Below are 19582 nucleotides of genomic sequence, written 5' to 3' on the forward strand. Positions count from 1 at the left end.
AAAGCTGCGGAATTCACGACAGAAAACAAGTCGTTCACCTCATGCCAGGCTAGGTCAGCAGCGAAGTTTCTCGGAAAATCTGCTGTGTTTTTCAGTTGAGCATCAATCAGTAATTGCAACCCTTATTACGAGCGACTAAATGAAAATTACTTTTATCAAGACTTTGTTTTTTGTGGCAAGCATTACGGGCTTGGGCGCGACCGCTCAAGCAGAAAATCTACCGCGCGGCCCACAAGTTGTCAGTAGTAAAACCATAAGCAAACCTACGTACGTGCAAGAATATCAAGCCATCACCGAGGTGCTGAACAAGTATATTGAGGGCTGCAAGCAGGCCAAGAGCAGCATTATGAAACCCGCGTTCAGCCAACATGCGACGATGTACAGCGTCGGCGCCGATGGCAAGCTGGTCGGCGGCGCGATTCCAATCCTGTTCGACGGGGTCGACAAGGATTTCCGCCCATCTCCTGACGCACAGGCCGCTATAGTCCGCATTGAGATCGTCGGTACGGCGGCTAGTGCTCGTATCGACGCCAACGACATGTCAGGTATCTCCTTCACCGACTTCTTCCATCTGCTGAAGGTCGAAGGCAAGTGGACTGTGGTCAGCAAGATTTTCCATACGCATCCAAACCACTAAATCTTCAATCGGTAGACAATGCAATACGTCGTGCAGGTATCACTGGCACAAGTGTCTATGCTGATAAGGCGGATATCGTATCCGATGTAAGCAAACCTGGGGCGCTGTACGACGCGCAGAATTTCCGGCCTGCGGCAGATGGATCAAAAATGTTTGTTGAAACATTGGCGCCGATCGATCCTGGCGTTATCGCGTATGTACAAGCGGCGACGGGCGGCAGTAAATCGCCGTACTATTGGAGTGATGCTGCAATCGCTGCGTCGTCGGTTACATCGTCAGGCTATTTGCCGTCCTTGCCCCCGGCGCCAGATGGCACTTATCGCACGACGTTGAATGTCGGTGGCAAAGCCTATTTCCCGTTAGTGGCAAATTGTCCTGCTGCGGGTTGTATGACCGGTAACCCAATTGCCAGCGCATTGGGTGACCCAGCGACAACGGCGTATCAAAAAGCAGTTCAGCAGGATGCGGAACGAGATCTTAATATAGCGTCGTTGGCATTAGGTATAGGAGGCACTCTTTTCCGGGCAGCGGATGCTGTGGTTGGTTTGTTTGATTTGAGTACGGCAGTAAAGAGTATAAATGTTTCCGAGACGGTTGCTGCTGCGAGGGTTCGTCAAGCTACAATACTTCAAGATAATGTTGGCTTCAATATTAGTCCAACAGCATGGGATGCATACCCGACTATTGGTCGCAACGGAACATTTGTATCTGATCAACGAGGTATCATGGGTTATTTCGGCAACGCTGCTGGGAAATCTGAAATTACGGTTGCCCCTTCGACTGTGACTCAAATTGAGAATGATATGGGACTTGTTCCAGGCTCCTTGCAAGATGGGTTCAAAGTGAGGCAAGTAACAGGAGTTAGAGATATGTCGCCGGTAAGTCCGTTGGAGGGAAACCAGTACTTTCTCGGTGCAGGTAATCATTTGCCAGGAGGAGCGCCCGAGATGGTGATTAACTCGATTCCAACGATCGACAATAGTCTTGTAAATACAATTTTGAAAGTAAAGGTCGATTCAAAATGAGCATCACAGAGAATGAAATTGTTGTTCTGGATATTGCGGGGGGGCGTGCAAGAGTGGTATGTGGCAAGCCTAGCGTCGAAGCTAGTTTGATTGCATTGGGATTTGTTCCAGAGGGCGATCAAATGGCGCGTCCAATTTCGGATGTTGCAGACAGACAGAAAATTGTCAGCGCACTTATTGAGTTAGGGGCTCTCTTTGCAGGCGGCCGAGATTGGAGCCCCGCAGAGCTTGTCGACCTCTACCGCGAACAGGGAACTATATTGACGGGCTATCGTATGATTACTTGGAAGAGTCCGAGTCAGTATTCGATTATTGATCGTTGATGTGGCGGGCATTTGTGGCAAATTCTACGTAGCGAACTACACTATGCCTTCGGCGCAAGAGGCGTGAAATGAGAAGTAAATGCAATGTTGTTCGCGGATTCATCAAGATCATAACTTGCCAAACCTGCAAGTCAAACGCGCCCCTTTTTGCATTTGATTCGGAGACGGATAACGATACAGTTGGGCTTTGTTCCGCAGCTCTCTGTAATAGCCTAGATGTCGTAATTGCAGAGACGACACTGGATGAATGGACAAAAATGGAATCCGGGGAATTGTTGCACCTGCCATCTCGACTAAGTAGCATTTCCGGGCTGAAAAATCTGCACGTACTACATGTTAAACGTATTGAACAGAGTCCGGGACCTGCTGCGGGAATGTCATTTTCTGAATTTAGGAAGCTTTACAAGCCCCCTGTAGTGATTTATTCGTGCCCCTGCTGCGATGGGGGCGACGCGATTGAGTCCCAAGAATTTTCGGTATCTAAATTTGAAGAGATAGGTGGGCGTGTTGTTGCACTTGGCGACCTTGTTGTCGGACAGTAAAACGATGTGTTCAAGATCTGATCGAGTTCGCAAAAATGATAAACGCGCAAGATGTGCAAGTGACCTTGGCAAGAATGGCTGAGCTTCTGCATCTCGGTGGAATTGACGATTGGGCGCAAGCAATGTACGTGCTAGGTCGTGAACTCAGTAACGACCCGGAAGCAACCGCGGCAAAGATTGTCTCGATGTATGGGGGGATGGGGTCATTGAACGACCTTGTCCTCTACAAAGCGGGACAGCCTCTTGAAAAGGAAAACGGTGAGTTGGACATACTGAGGTCCAAGTTATACGGGCTTTGCCACGTGTAGGCAGTTGGAGAAAGTACAGCAGTGCGACTCGATCAAGCTACTAGCAACAGCATCTTGTCCATCGAGAAGGGCATGCGAAAGTGCGTCATTTTTCATCAAACCGTTGCAGCCGATTTTGCCGCGAACCCCGCGCAGCTTGAGGGCTTGGTTTTTTTGTGAACTAGATTAAAAGCAGTGCATTTAACGGGGCGGGCAGGTGTGGGGGAATTGCGGAGTGTGGGCCGTTGCCAAGGGTATTTTTCGTAGCAAGGCATCGATGTCAGTACGTTAAAAAAATCGCGTGTGCGGCCTCAATCGATGCAAGCGCCGCCATAACGGCATGGCGGCAGAGGAGGCTGCGGTGGCCTCCAGCGTCCTCGAAATCTCGTTTCCACAAAACCAGTGCACCTACCTTGATATCGTTACTGTGTCTTTAAAATTATTCCATTTTCTGGCACGTTCCCATTTTCGAAAATGTATTTCACCTTCCTACCTTTCTCATCTTTCATACGCAGTATGACCTGCGCCCCACTTTGAATCACCTGCGGGCCATCATCACACGTACCAAACGATGGCGATATTTTTACGTCAGATTTACTCGCTATAGTGACAAAGAAATTCAATTGGCAAGTTGCGCTGACTCCATCCGCCACAAGTACGACATCTTTGTCATTCAAAACGAATTTGCTCTTAAATGACATCCCCAATGAATCTGTTTCTGTGGTCAGTTTTTTTTCGATCTAAAAATAAGCTCACATCCCCCATCGCACCTGTGATTGAGAGCGTTCCTGCCCGCGTTGTTATCGTCGTTTGATCGTCTGCAACAGCAACTCCAGCTAACAGACTCGCGGAAAGAAAAAGTGAAATGCACAATATGGATTTCATTTGGCGATCCTGAAGAATTTAACGATCATAGAAATGCTATTACACTCGGCATTTGAATAATTGGATTAAGGAGGCATTAAAGGGAGCACATTTAGCAAAAACGAAGCTTCCGGTAAGTTACCTAATTTGCTGGATCGCTCTCATGCAGCGCCGAGGATTACCGCCCGCCATGGCCATTGCAGATGCCGTATTTACTAAAGAATCCAAAATTGGATTTTTCATTTTCTCCGTCGCGCATCCCTCTGCGACCGCCTGCATTCCCTTTTTCTGGATAGCCACTCTTAGTAATCCTTCGAGTTGCTTTGGATCCAGTTCATTGTCTTTAGCCGCAGCCGGATTTGTTAGTTCTTGGTAAGCCTGGAAATCTGTCGAACATATTTCAAATGCTCTAGTTAGCTGGGCGCACGCGGGCGGCATTTGCTCACCATAAGAATACTGAGACAATGCGACGAGCAGAGTCGTGACAACTGCGTGAGTGGTCTTTCGTGAATTCAGCAGCATTTTTTCTCCTTAGGGAAAACTGGGATTGCAGAGTAAGAATCTTGATCGCCGAAATACCCCGATTCGTACCGATAAAAAAATGAGGAAGATTGCCCGTGGCAACATTGGCATCATACCGAGAAAATCGCGGTATGCCAATTGCATCTCCTCATTCGAAAGATAAAGCCTTAACAGCGTTTGGCGCTGGTATCCGACGTGCTAGGAAAGAACGTGAGGTGTCTCAAGAGGAGTTGGCGCTGAAGTGCGGGATTGATCGCTCTTACATGGGATCAATTGAGCGTGGTGAGCAAAACACAGGATTACTGCATATTGCTCGTATCGCCAAAGCTCTCGATATGAAAATTTCGGAACTTATGATTGTTTCTAAGCTTTAGGAAGATCAATACTCTTCCGGCAGCAAAAGTGTAGTGACGCTGCGATCATGCTCCGTGATTATCCAAAGTCGATTGCGGCGTGCTCCTAATCTGTACTCGGACAATATTCGATTGCCATCGCTAACTGCTCGAGCGTTTTCTTCTGCATCTTCTGCACAGACGACACCCCAATCGCCGCATTGGTGCCGCCTGACATAGACGCTACCGTTGATCCCGAGGCGGTCCAATAAATCCACGGCACCGCGGGTAGCGACAACCTCTCCAAGTGCAAACAATGGCTCTCCGATCTGTGTGGGTACAAACACAATGAAGGCGGCAAATAACTCCAGCTCTTCCTGTGTTATTGGCGCTTCAGCCTCAGTGCCTTCTTCAGCCGTGTTAGCGTGAATTTCCTGTTTGTTGTAATTATCGTGATTCATACGAACTCCTTCATATCGTAGGGACGAACGAATACCTCCGTTCAATCGGATGTCGAAATGCAAATGCATTCGCTCGTTGAGTGGTTAAAGTTTGAAGCGGGGGAGAAACTGGACTACAGAAGCTCGACTGAATTTTTGGGCAAAAGTAAAACCCAATTCAGGTATATCAATAACTAGAATCAAGCTGACACACGCATTAGTTGATGGCGCAAAAATCGACGCAACTTTAGCTGCGCTCTTTGATCGCTGTTATATGGTGAAAATTATGAAGGGGGTGATGCGATTGATCGTTGCAAGTACGCTTGATACTCGGGAGAAAATCGATGTTGTGATACTTCTCTACACGTGCGAAACCGACGGCTAAGGCCTCCAAACATTGAATATATTGTACGTCCCCGTGCTGAACACGACCATCAACAAACTCTCGAAATGGAAAAATGACACTATTGCAACAACTTGGGTGTTTTAATCCATGTGTCACGCTATGTGTCACAAAAAAATATATAAAATAAAAGGGTTACATGCAAAAGCATGTAACCCTTTGTTTTATATGGTGGGCCCCCCCAGAGTCGAACTGGGCACCAACGGATTATGAGTCCGCTGCTCTAACCAAGCATGAGCTAGGGGCCCAATTCCTCAGGGCGCTGTCATGTTGTACTTATGGTGTCCGCATAATGAAGCAAACACGACAGCATCGCAAAATCAATTCCGTATTATAGAAAAATACCTGAGCGAAGGGTAGCCGAATTACAGTGAATCATCCAGAAATTAGCGGCGGATTCACTGCAAGCCTCAATTACCTTCGAGGAAGCTCTTCAACTTGTCGGAACGGGAAGGGTGGCGCAGCTTGCGCAGCGCTTTAGCTTCTATTTGGCGGATCCGCTCGCGCGTCACGTCGAATTGCTTGCCGACTTCTTCCAGCGTATGGTCGGTCGACATCTCGATGCCGAAACGCATGCGCAGTACCTTGGCTTCGCGTGGGGTGAGGGAATCCAGGATGTCCTTCACCACGCCGCGCATCGAGGCATGCAATGCCGCATCGGCTGGCGCCAGCGTATTGTTGTCTTCGATGAAATCGCCCAGATGGGAATCGTCGTCGTCGCCGATCGGTGTTTCCATCGAAATCGGTTCCTTGGCGATCTTCATGATCTTGCGGATCTTGTCTTCCGGCATTTCCATCTTGATCGCCAGTGTCGCCGGATCCGGCTCGGCGCCGGTTTCCTGCAGGATCTGGCGCGAGATGCGGTTCATCTTGTTGATCGTTTCGATCATGTGCACCGGAATCCGGATGGTGCGCGCCTGGTCGGCAATCGAACGGGTGATGGCCTGACGGATCCACCATGTCGCATAGGTCGAGAATTTATAGCCGCGGCGATATTCGAACTTGTCGACCGCTTTCATTAAACCGATATTGCCTTCCTGGATCAGATCCAGGAATTGCAGGCCGCGGTTGGTGTATTTCTTGGCGATCGAGATCACCAGGCGCAAATTGGCCTCGGTCATCTCGCGCTTGGCCATGCGTGCTTTCTTTTCGCCGGCGCCCATCTTTTTGTTGATGCCGCGCAGGTCGGGTAATGGCAGCACGACGCGCGCCTGCAGATCGATCAGGCGTTGCTGCAATTCCTTGACTGCAGGCACATTGCGGCTGAGCACGGTGCTATAGGCATGGTTGCCGTTAACTTCGCCGTCCACCCAGTCCAGGTTGGTTTCGTTGCCCGGGAATACCTTGATGAAATGCGGGCGCGGCATGCCGCACTTGTTGACCGCGACGTCGAGGATCTGACGTTCGATCTGACGCACCTCATCGACCTGGCCGCGCAGGGTGTCGCACAATTTTTCGACCACCTTGGCGGTAAAGCGGATGCCCAGCAATTCGTTGGAGATGATTTCCTGCGCCTTGACGTAAGGCTTGGAGTTGTAGCCTTCCTTTTCAAACGCTTTGCGCATCTTGTCGAACTGGGTCGAGATGGTTTCAAACTTGCCGAGCGCATCGCGCTTCAGCTGTTCCAGCTGTTCCGCCGAGAAGCCGGCAGCGCCGGATGTCGAACTGGCGTCATCCTCTTCTTCGTCTTCTTCTTCCTCTTCCTCTTCTTCGTCGCTGTCTTCGTCGGCAGCCGGCGCAGCGGCGCTGGCGGCCAGCGCTTCGTCGGTCTGGTTCGGATCTACCAGGCCATCGACGATTTCATCGATCTTGATTTCATCCTTGCCGATTTTTTCAGCGGCCAGCAGGATTTCGGCGATGGTGGTCGGGCAGGCGGAGATGGCCTGAATCATGTCTTTCAAGCCGTCTTCGATACGCTTGGCGATTTCGATTTCGCCTTCGCGCGTCAGCAGCTCGACCGAACCCATTTCGCGCATGTACATGCGGACCGGATCGGTAGTGCGGCCAAAATCGGAATCGACGGTCGACAGCGCGGCTTCTGCCGCGGCTTCTGCATCGTCGTCGCTGGCGACGGTCGCCACGTTATCCGACAACAGCAGTGTTTCGGCATCAGGCGCCTGTTCGTAGACGGCGATCCCCATGTCGCTGAAAGTACCGATGATGCCTTCGATGGCTTCCGGATCGATAATGTTTTCAGGCAGGTGATCGTTGATTTCTGAGAACGTCAGGAAGCCGCGCTCCTTGCCCATCTTGATCAGGGTCTTGAGCTTCTGGCGGCGTGCTTCGAGTTCTTCTTCGCTGGCTTCGGTATCGGACGAGAAAGCATCTTTCAGCAAAGCCTTTTCCTTGGCTTTGCGGTCCTTGGCCTTGGCCTTGTCGACGGCTTTCAGTTCAGCGCGTTCGACCGCGTTGAGCGCCGCGACTTCATCGTTCTCAGGCTGGAATTCTTTTGGCTTGCGACCACGACGTCCAGGTACCTTCACCGACGGCAGAATATAGCCGGAGGTATCAATCGCCGCCAGGGTTGCGGCATCCGTGGTTTGACTTACGCCTGATCCAATCATCACGCTAACGTCGGCTTTAACAGGCGCCGCCGCTACATTTTTGGCTGATTTGACGACTTTGAGTTGTGGTTTCTTGTTTGTCACAGGGGCTTTCGATTTCACAGATACTGGTTTTGCAACAGTTCTTGATGCTTTCGTGGTCGTTGCAGTTGCTTTAGAAACTACTTTCTTGCTAACAGGCTTACTGACTGACGGCGATGTTTTAGAAGAAGCGGCCGTTTTTTTAACGGGAGACTTCGGTGTCGGGGAGGAGGCGCTTGGCCTGGCCGCAGCCGGCTTCGTGTTTTTAACGGGAGATGTCAGGGGTTTTGCGGGTCTCTTCATTGCATTCGCCATGGAATCAAATACCAATCTGGTTACACTGATTTGCGCTATGGGTGCCGCTGCCTGTACTCTGTCCGTTATCGAGAAGCTTAAATCGTTGACAGAATCCTCTGCACACCGGTTCTTACTGCTTTCCTCACTACCTTCCTATCCATCTAAATCAATCTGGTGCTACTATCAATCGAACGCCAAAATCGCGCTCAACTTGGCAAGCTCTAAGGCTTTGAATCTAAAGCCTTTAATTATAGCATATGGAGGTGCCATCCTCCAATGCAAGCGGCCTTGCGACGCCGCCGGATTTTCGCTTTTTGGCGCGATGTACTTGTATTTTAAGCACTTTCTAGCGCAAATTCATTTCAGTTTCAGCTTCGCGGCGCAACTGTTCTTGCTTTTGCATCAATTCCCGGTAGCGATTGCGGGCTTCCTCCGTGCCCAGTCCGGTCGCCGCCAGCTGATCAAGTTCATCCTTCAATATCTTCATTTTAGTCTGGCGAATCGCGCCCGCCAGTTCTAATCGCGCTGCTTCCGTTTCAGATTCCGATTCAGCCGCGATTTCCGCGATCAGCGACTCAAAATCTTCGCCGCCTTCCCGTAAGTGTTCTGCCAATGTTGCAAAATTGGCCTGATCGCCCATTTCATGGCTGGCGGTGATCAGGCGCGCCAGCATTTCTGCCCGGTCGGGGGCGAAATTGGCGACCGCGTCCAGGGCGGCATCGTCTAGTTCCGAGGCAAAAGCCGGATGCGCCACTAGCAGGCGGATAATCTGCCGTTCCAGTCCGACCGGCGCCTGGCGGTTGCTGCGCGGCGGTGCGCGTCGCGCGGCGGCGATCGGCTTGCTCAGTTCAAACAAGGCCTCGATTTCGCTGGGCGTCGATTGTGTCAGCTGGGCCAGGCCGCGCACGATTTGCAGTCGCAGCGAGGAGGGCGGCATCAGCTGTAGCAGCGGCTTGGCGTCGTATTGCGCGCGCGCGCGCCCTTCGGACGTGCTCAAATCGGCTTCGCCGGTGACTTCATTCAGTAAAAACTGCGACAGCGGCATGGCGTCATGGATCTGGCGCTCAAATGCTTCCGCTCCCATTTCCCGCACAAAACTGTCGGGATCGTGTTCCTGCGGCAAGAACAGGAACTTGATGATCTTGTTGTCGGTGGCGTGCGGCAGGCAGGCATCCAGCGCCCGCCGCGCGGCTTTGCGGCCGGCGCGATCGCCGTCGAAACTGAACACCACGTGATCGGTTTGGCGCAACAGCTTATGCACATGGGTCGGTGTGCAGGCGGTTCCCAAGGTGGCGACTGCCTGCGGGAATCCCAGCTGCGCCAGCGCTACTACATCCATATAACCTTCGGTCACCAGCACGTAGCCGGCGTCGCGGATTGCCTGGCGCGCTTCGAACAGGCCGTACAGTTCGCTACCCTTTTGAAATAAGGGTGTTTCCGGCGAATTCAAGTACTTCGGTTCGCCGCTGTCCAGTACGCGGCCGCCAAATCCGATGACTTGTCCCTTGGTATTGCGGATGGGGAACATGATGCGGTCGCGGAAGCGGTCGTAGCGCTTGCGGTTGTTGCCCTCTTCATCGGTGCGGTCTATGACCAGGCCGGCTTCGACCAGCGCCGTGACTTCGTAGTCGGGAAAAACATGGCGCAAGCTATCCCAGTTGTCGGGGGAGTAGCCGAGGCCGAATTTGGCCGCTACTTCACCGGTCAGGCCGCGCCGCTTCAGGTAATCGACGGCATTCGGCGCAGTGCGCAGCTGCTGCCGGTAGAAATCGCAGGCGGCGCTCATGGCATCCGACAGGGCCAGGCTTTTTGCCTGGTATTCCGCCCGTTGCGCAGGCGGAATCTTGTCGTCGTTGTCCGGAACCGTCATGCCGACGCCCTGCGCCAGGTCTTTCACGGCTTCGACAAAGCCGAGGCCGGAGTACTCGATCAGAAAGCCGATCGCCGTGCCATGGGCGCCGCAGCCGAAGCAGTGATAGAACTGCTTGGTCGGGCTGACCGTAAAGCTGGGCGATTTCTCGTTATGGAAAGGGCACAGGCCCATCAGGTTGGCGCCGCCTTTTTTCAGCTGCACGTACTTGCCCACCACGTCGACGATATCGACGCGGTTGAGCAGGTCCTGGATAAACGATTGCGGGATCACGTGGACTTGAGGGCGGGCAGCACTGTGGTGTGAATGTCAGACCTTGCTGAGGGCGGCTTTTATCAATGCCGAAACCGCTCCCATGTCGGCACGGCCGGCAAGCTTTGGCTTGACGATGGCCATGACCTTGCCCATGTCCTGCGGGCCGGCTGCGCCGCTGGCGCTGATGGCGGCAGCGACTTCCGCCTGGATTTCCGCATCGGACAGGCCAGCAGGCATGTAGTGGGAAAGAATCGCCAATTCGGCTTTTTCGATATCGGCCAGGTCCTGACGGCCGCCGGCTTCAAACTGGCTGATCGAGTCCTTGCGCTGCTTGATCATTTTTTCGATGATCGCCAGCACATGGCTGTCGCCTAGCTCAATACGTTCGTCGACTTCTTTTTGCTTGATGGCTGCGGTGATCAGGCGGATGGCGCCCAGCTTTGCAGTTTCCTTGGCGCGCATCGCGGCCTTCATGTCTTCGGTAATCTGTTCTTTCAAGCCCATGCAGTTCTCCATTCGGTGGTGTTTTCCATTGTAGACGGGAAAAACAAAATTGCTGGATTGTGGTGCCGGTTGTGCGGCGCAGTGCTGATTTCATCGCTGCTGTTTCGCGACCTGGAAAACGGCAAAACCCGCTGCGGAGCAACACCGGAGCGGGTTTGTAACGCAATTCAATCAGCCGCACTGAGTGCGGTGAAGAATCAGTTCAAATATTAGTACAGTTTCTTCGGCAATTGCTGGCTGCGAATGCGCTTGTAATGACGTTTCACAGCAGCTGCCAGCTTGCGCTTGCGCTCAGCTGTTGGCTTTTCGTAAAATTCACGTGCACGCAACTCAGTCAGCAGACCTGTTTTTTCAATAGTGCGCTTGAAGCGACGCATCGCAACTTCGAAGGGCTCGTTTTCTTTAAGACGAATTGTGGTCATGTAAATTCAAACCAAGTTTGTGTAGGGAAGAGCGAGATTATAGCTGGGAAAATGAATAAATGGAAGTCTTATCCCAGCCTGCCTGCAGATTGCCGTTTATTTGCAACAGCCGCCTTGATTAGCCTGCTGTCTTGGGGCGATTGCGATCAAGGAACATGGCCAGAATGGTGCCGATCAAGGCGCCAAGGATCAAGCCAATGGCGAGAAACAGCGATAATTTTGGCGATGCCGGGCGCTCCGGGACGTAAATCGCGTCGACTATTGCCGTGGGGAAAGTATTGGTTTTTGTATGCAAATCAATCAATGCTGCGCGCTCTATGGTCAGGCCACGGATTAAATCATCCTGCTTGGAAATAAGATTGATGGCGATGACGCTTGGTTCGAATTTTCCTCCGCTTGGCGACGCGGATGCATTCTTGAGATTTGCTTCCAGGCGGACCTTTTCGCTTGCAGCCTCACTCATCTGAAGAGCGTTGGTTGCAATTCTGTCGTCGAGATTTTTAATAAGCGGTGCCAAGCGGGCGTCGTGGGCCTTGATTAAAGCGAGTATGGCCGCGTTCAGGTAAGTTTTTGCATCTTCCTGGGAGAAGGCGGTGACGCTGACGTCGATGAAGCTGGTATTTTTCCCAGGGGTTGCTTTAAGGCTTTTGCGCAGGAGACGGGTACGGTCATCTTTAAATTCACTCAGCGGCAAACCCACCGAGACCAGTGCCTGGTCCTGTAGTTGGCGCTGATTGAAACGCTCAGCTGCCTGGGCTGTCGGTTCGATTAAAGTCGTAGGGGTGACTGGTAGCTGCCCAATCTGCAAGGCCGCCGTGGCTTTCCATTCTGCAGGGGTCATGCGCCAAGCACCTCCTGCCGCAGCGATGGCGACGACGACGCACGCCAGTAGAAGGACCCAGCGGCGTTTGATGCTGCTCCCGATTGCGCCGAGATCAATGAGTTCTGCGTCTTCGATTCGGCTGGAATTATTATTGTTTGGAAAGTTATTTGCCATGGATAGATTATCTAATCAGTTTGGTTAATTTTATTATCATTTATTAAATATTATTTTACAGCAACAAAAGTCCGGTGGGCGGCGACGCTGAATTTAAATTGCCAGTCCTGCCGCACTGGCAGACGCCCAGGCCCACTGAAAGTTGTAGCCGCCGAGCCAGCCGGTGACATCGATTGCTTCACCGACAAAATACAAGCCCGCTACCTGATTGGACATCATGCTCTGCTGTGATAGTTCCCTGGTGTCGATGCCCCCCAGAGTAACTTCCGCCTTGCGATAGCCTTCGGAGCCGCTCGGCTGGATAATCCAGCGGTTGACGGCCTGTCCCAAGTCTCGCAGCAAGCGGTCGGGAATATCGGCGAGACGGCCTGCCGGGTCCAGCTTATTTGCTTCGATAATGCCTTGGGCCAGCCGGGTTGGCAGCCATTGCGCGAAGACGTTCCCAAGGTTTTTTTTAATCGAGGTTTTTCCTTCGATTAGTACTTCGGCAACGTCAACTTCCGGTAAAAGATTAAGCAGCAGCGGGGTGCCGCTTTTCCAGAAACTGGAAATCTGCAGAATCGCCGGGCCGGACAGGCCGCGATGCGTAAACAGCAAATCTTCCCTGAATTCGCCGCGGCTCTTTTTATCGCCGGTGACGACCTCGACTGGCAAGGCAATCCCGGCCAGAGGCAGAAACGGTTGCCAGGCGGCTGAATCGAAGGTCAGCGGCACCAGTCCGGGCTGCGTTTCGACCATGCGCAGGCCGAACTGACGGGCGATGCGATAGGCAAAGTCGGTGGCGCCGATCTTTGGGATAGACAAGCCGCCGGTAGCGATGACGACATTGCTGGCAAGTATCTCCCCCGCGCTGCTGTCGATCCGGAACAGCTCGCCGCTCTTGCCGATGCCGGCGACGCTGCAAGGCATGCGCCAGCTGACATTGCCCAGGTCGCATTCGGCTTTGAGCATGGCGATGATTTGTTCCGACGAGTCATCGCAAAACAGTTGCCCCTTGTGCTTTTCGTGATAGCCAATCCGGTAGCGCTTCACCAGGCTGACAAAATCTTGCGGAGTATAGCGCGACAGGGCGCTTTTGCAAAAATGCGGATTCTGCGACAGGAAATTCTGCGGTCCGGCGTTGACATTGGTGAAATTGCAGCGGCCGCCGCCGGAAATGCGGATCTTTTCCGCCAGTTTGGCGGCGTGATCAATTACAACAACTGTTTTCCCACGCTGACCGGCGACCGCGGCGCACATCATGCCCGCAGCGCCGGCGCCAATGACGGCGACATCAAATTGTTTTTGCATCGATCTTAATTAAGTATTTATTATTATTTATTGGAGTTATTAGTAGTGTTATTGGTAGTACGGCGGCGGCTCCTGTCCCATCCACAGCTCAGACGACAAGCGCATCATGTCATTCAACGAGCCGCGCTGGACAAATGTCTGGCGCAGCCAGCCGGCGTCGCTCAGTCGGCCTTCAGCCATATGGCGCAGGCGTTTCAGGGTCAGTTGTTCCGCTTCGTTCTGAGTATACCGCTGTAAGTCCTGCAGGTGGCCTAGAAGATGTTCGTAGATCGGCTGTTTGGAGGAGTCGGCGGGGTTGTTTCCGTGTATGGCGATAGAGCCGGTAAGGCCATAACGGCTGGCCTCGAAACGGTTGTATTGATACAACAGATAGAAATCGTTGGTGATCACGAACGGCCGTTCGGTCAGGATCCAGCGCGCCAGCAATTGTGCATAGCAACCCAGGTGCGCCGCATGTTCAATCGTCAGGGGCGTGTCGCACACGCGGATTTCAACCGTGCCGTACTCCGGCTTGGGGCGGATGTCCCAGTAAAAATCCTTCATGCTGCCGATGATGCCGATGCGCAGCAGTTCGTCGTAGTAAGTCTCGAAATCGGACCAGCGAGTCAGCGTCGGCGCCGTACCCGATAAAGGGAAGGCGCGCACCACATTGCTGCGCGAGGATTCGAACTGGGTGTCGGCGCCCTGGTAAAACGGCGAGGCAGCCGAGAGCGCAATGAAATGCGGCACGAAGCGCGAAAACGCATGGGTCAGGTAGAGCGCATCATCGCCGTTGGGGACGCCGACATGGATGTGCTGGCCGAATACCGTGAATGTCTTGGCCAGGTAGCCGTATTTTTCGTGCAGGTGATGGAAACGCTCGCTTGGGGTAATCCGCTGTTCGTTCCAATGCTGGAATGGATGTGCGCCGCCGCCCGAGACGTCGATGTTGAGGTATTGCGCACCGCGGTTCAAGGCGGCGCGCAAACCTTTCAGTTCCTCGATCAGATGGTCGACCCGGGTATGGACATCGGAATTCAGCTCGATCATGCCTTGCGTCATTTCCAGCTTGATCTGCTTTTGCAGATCGCGCGGTTCGATCCAGGTCAGCAGGTCGACGGCGTCGCTGGCAAGATTGTAGTTGCGGCGATTCACCAATTGCAGCTCGAGTTCGATTCCCATCGTAAACGGGGCAGAGCTGGTGAAGGGCAAAATCTCGGCTGCAGTCTGTTCCGTGTTGACGGTGCCGCCTTGTGTGTTGTCGCTCATGGGTTCCCTTTCATTCGCGTCCACTTTCACCTGATTTGATCAGGGCAAACTGGGTGGCGATCGGCCCCAGCAGCTCCAGGACGATCAAGCAGCCGGCCAGCAAGGGCAAGACGTCGGCGGTGGTGTTGGGGTAGAGGTAAGCCGTGGTTTGCATCAATCCCAGGCCGGCTTCGGTCATGGGCAGCGTGCCCAGCGTGATGAGTGCCGCCTGCTTCCATTTCATCTTGGCGAAATGCGCGAACGTGAATACGCCGCAAGCCATGGCGATAAAACGCGCGGCAATCAGCACGGCGACCGAGGCGCCCACCATCGACAGGTCGGACAGGCGGATCGAGGCGCCGATCGTGATGAACAGCATGACGATGAACAATTCGTTGGCGACGCCGAACTCGAGTTCCATCAGATCGTACTGGTGATCCAGGTTCTTCGACATGATGGCGAAGATCAGCATGGTCAGCAGGATCGGCAGCTGCAGCGCGTGGGCGGCGCCGATCGCCAGCGTGATGACCGCGATCACCAGCACGAACTGGCGGCTCGGCTGGCGTCCCAGCAGGCGCGCCAGCGGAATCATCAGGCGATAGGTCAGGTAGGCCAGCACCAGCGAGCCGAACAGCGAATACATGGTGTGCGCCAGCAAGGTGCTGAAAGGGGTTGCGCTTTCGTGCGCAACCACGGGCAGCAAGGCGTAGGCCGCCAGCAAGGCCACAAAATTATTCAGTGCGGTCATGGCGGCCAGGCGGCGTGTCACCTGGCCCTCGGCCTTGAGCTCGCGCACTACCACCATCACTACCGCCGGCGCCGTGGCGATGGCCAGCACGCCGCCCAGCAAGGCCAGCACGCGCGAAGTGCCAAGCCAGATCAGGGCGCCGCTGACGAAAGTAAAGCACAGCACGGCGCTCAGCATGACGGTGGCCAGCAGCCATTTTTCGCGGCGCAGCCAGCCGATATCGACGTAGCGTCCAAGCTGATAGATGACCAGCGCCATCGCCATGTCGGCAAAGATGTTGGCCAGCTTCAGGACGTCGCCGGACAGCAGGTCGAAGCCACCGACGCCGAGCAGGAAGCCGACGATCAGGTAGCCGGTGATGCGCGGAAACCAGGGGTTTTTCGTGACGATGTGGCCGCCCACTAGCCCGAACAGCAGCAAGCTGCCGAACAGTAACAGCGCATTCCATTGAATGGGCTGTGCTAGCGCAAAGGGCGGAAGAGTCCAATCCATGGATCCTCCAGAAAGTTAGTCTTGCAGCGGCTATGCCATGCTGGACAAGATGCCGTATGGCCAGATGAATGAGGTTTGTTGAAATGCATGCCTTACGTCTTGTTAAGCGCACTCTCCTTGTCTTGATTATATTGGCGTTGCGCTATCTCATTTGCTTAAGGTATTGCCTAAGTAGATCTTATCCTGATCATGCTCGATGGCAATGTTCATGTCGACTGCCAGATAGTACATGCATCTGCCAGGCTCTCACGACTCAGTGTGGTTTGTTCTTCTTCATAAAAATTAGTTCCCTTGGGAAATGGAGCCAGTTGCGCCGGGTGTTTTTCCCTTGCTGTCGACGGCAGCCCAATCGTGCCGGAGATATAAGTTGCGGCAAGCCATCAGGCATTGTTCGACCTGTGCGGCAATCGGCTTGGGAATCAGTTCAGGTTCCCGCAATGCCCGCTGTATCCAGCTGGCGGTGCTGAGCGCATCGCGTTGTTCGGGGAGCGCAGGAATGTCATTGGCGATTTCTTGCTTCTCCACTAGTGTGGTCTGTGTCGCGGCATGAAACCAGTCGATTTTTTGCGCTTTCCTGGCGTTTGCTACCGTTTCGCCTTCCGTGCCGCGCATCAAGAACACGTCTCCTCGCTGCGCCGCTGCAGTTGTCATGAAATACGAGGTGAGCATGGTCAGGTATTCCGGATGGGTATATGAGCTGAGGCGCAGGGCCGGAACCACGAACGGCTGCATGATCTTGACCAGCGTGTGGGTTGAGTTGCGGACCCCCAGGATCCTGCGCATGGCCAGCAGGCGCGCCATTTTCGGCGCCAGCGCATCAATCGGCATGAAGGCCGGCAAGCCTTGTTCAAAACGTGCTTGGACCTGGTCTATGCTGAGGCAAAGCAATTGCCCCAGCGCCTGGAAAATTTCCGCACTGGTGACGCGGCCTGGATCGGTCAGCACACCGTGCATCAGCACCGGTACGCCTTCCCGCGCTAACAGCAACGCCAGCAAGGGTGTCAGGTTGGCCATGTGACGCGCGCCGTTGTAACTCGGGATGACCACCGGTGCGTAAGGCCGCGCTGCGGCGGACCATTCTGGCAGTGTGATCTGCGTAAACGAGGCCTCGGCAGCATCCAGGAAGCCGGCGATTTCGTCTACCGATTCCCCTTTGATGCGCATTGCCAGCAGGATGCCGCCCAGTTCCAGGTCGGACACGCGGCCGTCCAGCATGGCAGCGTACAGGTCGTGCGCATCACTGCGCGCCAGGCTGCGGGCGCCATCCTTGCCGCGGCCGATTTCCTTGATGAAGCGTGCGGCAGCGAATGGTTCGGCTAAAGGAATATTTGTCATGGATAGGAAGCTGATGTGATGTACCCGCTTTGATCCGGGCGAGAATATTTGCAAGGATTTTACTTTACCCGCCGGAGCACCGGCCCATCGGGTAGAATCGTCGCTCAAAACGGTTCTTTGTCTGTGGCAGAGCAGGGCCCTGTGCACTGCTCGCATGTATGTAGTATCTCTTATCCGGGTTTATATGGCACTCGATCCTCGCCAGCTTGAAATATTGCGGCCGCAGCTGGTACGCTTTGCTGCGCTGCAGCTGCGCAATGACGCCTTGGCCGAAGATGCTGTGTCGGAAACGATACTGGCGGTGCTTGAGCATCCCGACCGTTTCCAGGAACAGTCTTCGTTCAAGACCTACGTCATCGGCATCCTCAAGCACAAATTGCTGGACCAGCTGCGGCGCGGCAAGCGCGAAGTGCAGCTGAGCAGCGACGAAGACGGCGACCGCAGCGACGCTGACATGATGGACGCCTTGTTCACGCCCGCCGGGCATGCGATGGAAGCAGCGCCTAGTTGGGGCAATCCGGACGAGACCCTGGAGCGCAAGGAGTTTTTCGATATTTTGCAGTTATGCATAGACAAGCTGCCCGCCAAGACCGGACGCATTTTCATGATGCGGGAGTGGCTGGAGCTGGATACTGATGCCATCTGCAAGGAACTCGACATTACCGCCGCCAATGCCTGGGTGCTGCTGCATCGGGCGCGCACCCGGCTCAAGGAGTGCTTGCAGATGACCTGGTTCGGCGCCCAGGCCTGAATCGCGAGCTTCTTGCTACATTCGAGAGAGCATCCATATTAATTGTAAGCATTTGAAACATGGCGCGACCAATCCCTGTTGATGCACGCTAGCCCAGCCTTTAATTTACCTTTATGCCCTATAAACGCCTGATTCCCCATTGCCGCGATACCCAGCAGCTGCTGTCCCAGGCGCAGGATAGCAATCTGTCGCCGCTGACCCGGGCGCGGGTGCGCGTGCATTTGTGGACCTGCACTGCCTGTACCCGCTTTTCGCAGCAGCTTGTTTTCATACGGAAAGCGATGCAGCGGCTTGGCAAGGATTAATCTTGCCAGCCTAGCAGCCGATCTTCTCAGCCCGACACGACACTAGGGTAGCGGCCACCCTTTCCTTTACAATGCTGCATTGCATACAAACTGTCCCATCCATGATTGTTCTTGGCGTTGAATCTTCCTGTGACGAAACCGGCCTTGCGCTCTATGACACAGAGCGCGGCCTGCTGGCGCACGCCTTGTATTCGCAAGTCGCGATGCATGAACAGTATGGCGGCGTGGTGCCGGAACTGGCTTCGCGCGACCATATCCGGCGCGCTATCCCGCTGTTGCAGCAGGTACTTGGCGAAAGCGGCGTCGAGCGTCACGACATCGACGCCATTGCCTATACCCAGGGCCCTGGCCTGGCAGGCGCGCTGCTGGTAGGTGCATCGATTGCCTGCGGCCTTGGCCTGGCGCTGGACAAGCCGATGCTGGGCGTGCACCACCTGGAAGGCCATCTGCTGTCGCCGCTGCTGGCCAGCGATCCACCCAGCTTTCCTTTCGTCGCCTTGCTGGTCTCGGGCGGCCATACCCAGCTGATGCGGGTCGACGGCGTCGGCCAGTACGCCTTGCTGGGCGAAACCCTGGACGATGCCGCCGGCGAAGCGTTCGACAAGTCGGCAAAACTGCTCGGCCTCGGCTATCCAGGCGGCCCGGCGATTTCACGCCTGGCCGAGTTTGGCGACCCATCTGCCTATCAACTGCCGCGGCCGATGCTGCACTCGAAAAACCTGGATTTCAGTTTCTCCGGCCTCAAGACCGCGGTGCTGACGCTGGTCAAGAAACATCCGGCGAATATTTGCGAGCAAGACAAAGCCAACATCGCGCGCGGCTTTGTCGATGCGTTGGTGGACGTATTGCTGGCGAAATGCCTGGCGGCATTGAAGCAGACCGGCCTCAAGCGCCTGGTGATCGCCGGCGGTGTGGGCGCTAACCTACAGCTGCGCGCAGCGTTGAACGCCGCTGCGGAAAAGCGACGCTTCCGGGTGTATTACCCTGAACTGGAATTCTGTACGGATAACGGCGCGATGATTGCCTTTGCCGGCGCCATGCGTTTGCAGATCAAGCCGGAAGCGGCACAGCGCAACTATGCCTTCAATGTGCGGCCGCGCTGGCCATTGAATGAACTTGGCATCTGAGT

The 19582-nt window shown here is 54.3% G+C and carries 20 protein-coding genes and 1 tRNA gene; 8 read left to right on the top strand and 13 right to left on the bottom strand.

The window, feature by feature from the left end; genetic code table 11:
- The first annotated feature begins 139 nt into the window (after nucleotides 1-139).
- The 4 genes from CPter91_RS05225 (at nucleotide 140) to CPter91_RS27685 (ending at nucleotide 2835) form a co-directional block, all read left to right on the top strand.
- Nucleotides 140-637: a nuclear transport factor 2 family protein gene (locus tag CPter91_RS05225; protein WP_236905936.1), complete on the top strand. Its 498-nt coding sequence runs from the start codon at nucleotides 140-142 to the stop codon at nucleotides 635-637.
- A gap of 149 nt (nucleotides 638-786) precedes the next feature.
- Complete coding sequence (locus tag CPter91_RS27120; RefSeq protein ID WP_205631656.1) at nucleotides 787-1662, top strand: hypothetical protein; 876 nt, start codon at nucleotides 787-789, stop codon at nucleotides 1660-1662.
- Nucleotides 1659-1985: a hypothetical protein gene (locus tag CPter91_RS05230; protein ID WP_061937867.1), complete on the top strand. Its 327-nt coding sequence runs from the start codon at nucleotides 1659-1661 to the stop codon at nucleotides 1983-1985. The genes CPter91_RS27120 and CPter91_RS05230 overlap by 4 nt, the downstream gene beginning before the upstream one ends.
- A 616-nt stretch (nucleotides 1986-2601) precedes the next feature.
- Nucleotides 2602-2835, top strand: coding sequence for a DUF6966 domain-containing protein (locus CPter91_RS27685; RefSeq protein ID WP_417924854.1), 234 nt, complete (start codon nucleotides 2602-2604; stop codon nucleotides 2833-2835).
- 401 nt (nucleotides 2836-3236) lie between these two features.
- Here the strand turns inward: CPter91_RS27685 and CPter91_RS05240 are convergent, their stop codons facing one another.
- Nucleotides 3237-3491: a hypothetical protein gene (locus tag CPter91_RS05240; protein WP_150119628.1), complete on the bottom strand. Its 255-nt coding sequence runs from the start codon at nucleotides 3489-3491 to the stop codon at nucleotides 3237-3239.
- A 325-nt stretch (nucleotides 3492-3816) separates the two neighbouring features.
- Nucleotides 3817-4200, bottom strand: coding sequence for a hypothetical protein (locus tag CPter91_RS05245; RefSeq protein ID WP_061937876.1), 384 nt, complete (start codon nucleotides 4198-4200; stop codon nucleotides 3817-3819).
- Nucleotides 4201-4295: 95 nt separating this feature from the next.
- Between CPter91_RS05245 and CPter91_RS25590 the strand changes: the two genes are divergently transcribed.
- Nucleotides 4296-4574, top strand: a complete 279-nt coding sequence (locus tag CPter91_RS25590; protein ID WP_335340115.1) for a helix-turn-helix domain-containing protein — start codon at nucleotides 4296-4298, stop codon at nucleotides 4572-4574.
- A gap of 5 nt (nucleotides 4575-4579) precedes the next feature.
- Here CPter91_RS25590 and CPter91_RS05250 read toward each other — a convergent pair whose 3' ends face one another.
- The 11 genes from CPter91_RS05250 to ybiB form a co-directional block, all read right to left on the bottom strand.
- Nucleotides 4580-4993 (bottom strand): hypothetical protein, encoded by a 414-nt coding sequence (locus tag CPter91_RS05250; protein WP_335340116.1) that lies wholly within the window; start codon nucleotides 4991-4993, stop codon nucleotides 4580-4582.
- Between the two features lie 551 nt (nucleotides 4994-5544).
- Nucleotides 5545-5623: transfer RNA gene (locus tag CPter91_RS05255), tRNA-Ile, on the bottom strand.
- A gap of 162 nt (nucleotides 5624-5785) precedes the next feature.
- Complete coding sequence (gene rpoD, locus CPter91_RS05260; RefSeq protein ID WP_417924842.1) at nucleotides 5786-8023, bottom strand: RNA polymerase sigma factor RpoD; 2238 nt, start codon at nucleotides 8021-8023, stop codon at nucleotides 5786-5788.
- Between the two features lie 580 nt (nucleotides 8024-8603).
- On the bottom strand, nucleotides 8604-10400 hold the full coding sequence (gene dnaG, locus CPter91_RS05265; protein WP_061937878.1) for a DNA primase: 1797 nt from the start codon (nucleotides 10398-10400) through the stop codon (nucleotides 8604-8606).
- 36 nt (nucleotides 10401-10436) lie between these two features.
- Nucleotides 10437-10886, bottom strand: a complete 450-nt coding sequence (locus CPter91_RS05270; protein ID WP_061937881.1) for a GatB/YqeY domain-containing protein — start codon at nucleotides 10884-10886, stop codon at nucleotides 10437-10439.
- Nucleotides 10887-11095: 209 nt separating this feature from the next.
- The gene (gene rpsU, locus CPter91_RS05275; RefSeq protein ID WP_005665410.1) at nucleotides 11096-11308 is read right to left on the bottom strand and encodes a 30S ribosomal protein S21; all 213 of its coding nucleotides are present in this window, start codon (nucleotides 11306-11308) and stop codon (nucleotides 11096-11098) included.
- 118 nt (nucleotides 11309-11426) lie between these two features.
- The gene (locus CPter91_RS05280) at nucleotides 11427-12305 is read right to left on the bottom strand and encodes a Wzz/FepE/Etk N-terminal domain-containing protein (RefSeq protein ID WP_061937884.1); all 879 of its coding nucleotides are present in this window, start codon (nucleotides 12303-12305) and stop codon (nucleotides 11427-11429) included.
- Nucleotides 12306-12398: 93 nt separating this feature from the next.
- Nucleotides 12399-13595, bottom strand: coding sequence for a BaiN/RdsA family NAD(P)/FAD-dependent oxidoreductase (locus CPter91_RS05285; protein ID WP_061937898.1), 1197 nt, complete (start codon nucleotides 13593-13595; stop codon nucleotides 12399-12401).
- Between the two features lie 48 nt (nucleotides 13596-13643).
- Nucleotides 13644-14843: a YbdK family carboxylate-amine ligase gene (locus CPter91_RS05290; protein ID WP_061937902.1), complete on the bottom strand. Its 1200-nt coding sequence runs from the start codon at nucleotides 14841-14843 to the stop codon at nucleotides 13644-13646.
- Nucleotides 14844-14853: 10 nt separating this feature from the next.
- Nucleotides 14854-16062 carry a cation:proton antiporter gene (locus CPter91_RS05295; protein ID WP_061937905.1) on the bottom strand — a complete coding sequence of 403 codons (1209 nt, stop codon included), beginning with the start codon at nucleotides 16060-16062 and terminating at the stop codon, nucleotides 14854-14856.
- A gap of 282 nt (nucleotides 16063-16344) precedes the next feature.
- On the bottom strand, nucleotides 16345-17397 hold the full coding sequence (ybiB, locus tag CPter91_RS05300) for a DNA-binding protein YbiB (protein ID WP_061937908.1): 1053 nt from the start codon (nucleotides 17395-17397) through the stop codon (nucleotides 16345-16347).
- Between the two features lie 184 nt (nucleotides 17398-17581).
- Here ybiB and CPter91_RS05305 point away from each other — a divergent pair, with 184 nt between their 5' ends.
- The 3 genes from CPter91_RS05305 (at nucleotide 17582) to tsaD (ending at nucleotide 19580) form a co-directional block, all read left to right on the top strand.
- Complete coding sequence (locus CPter91_RS05305) at nucleotides 17582-18148, top strand: sigma-70 family RNA polymerase sigma factor (protein WP_061937911.1); 567 nt, start codon at nucleotides 17582-17584, stop codon at nucleotides 18146-18148.
- Nucleotides 18149-18261: 113 nt separating this feature from the next.
- A complete protein-coding gene (locus CPter91_RS05310) occupies nucleotides 18262-18453 on the top strand; it encodes a zf-HC2 domain-containing protein (RefSeq protein WP_061937913.1) in 192 nt (63 codons plus the stop codon).
- Nucleotides 18454-18554: 101 nt separating this feature from the next.
- On the top strand, nucleotides 18555-19580 hold the full coding sequence (gene tsaD, locus CPter91_RS05315) for a tRNA (adenosine(37)-N6)-threonylcarbamoyltransferase complex transferase subunit TsaD (protein WP_061937915.1): 1026 nt from the start codon (nucleotides 18555-18557) through the stop codon (nucleotides 19578-19580).
- The last annotated feature ends 2 nt before the right edge of the window (nucleotides 19581-19582 follow it).

Source organism: Collimonas pratensis, assembly GCF_001584185.1.
GTDB lineage: Bacteria > Pseudomonadota > Gammaproteobacteria > Burkholderiales > Burkholderiaceae_D > Collimonas > Collimonas pratensis.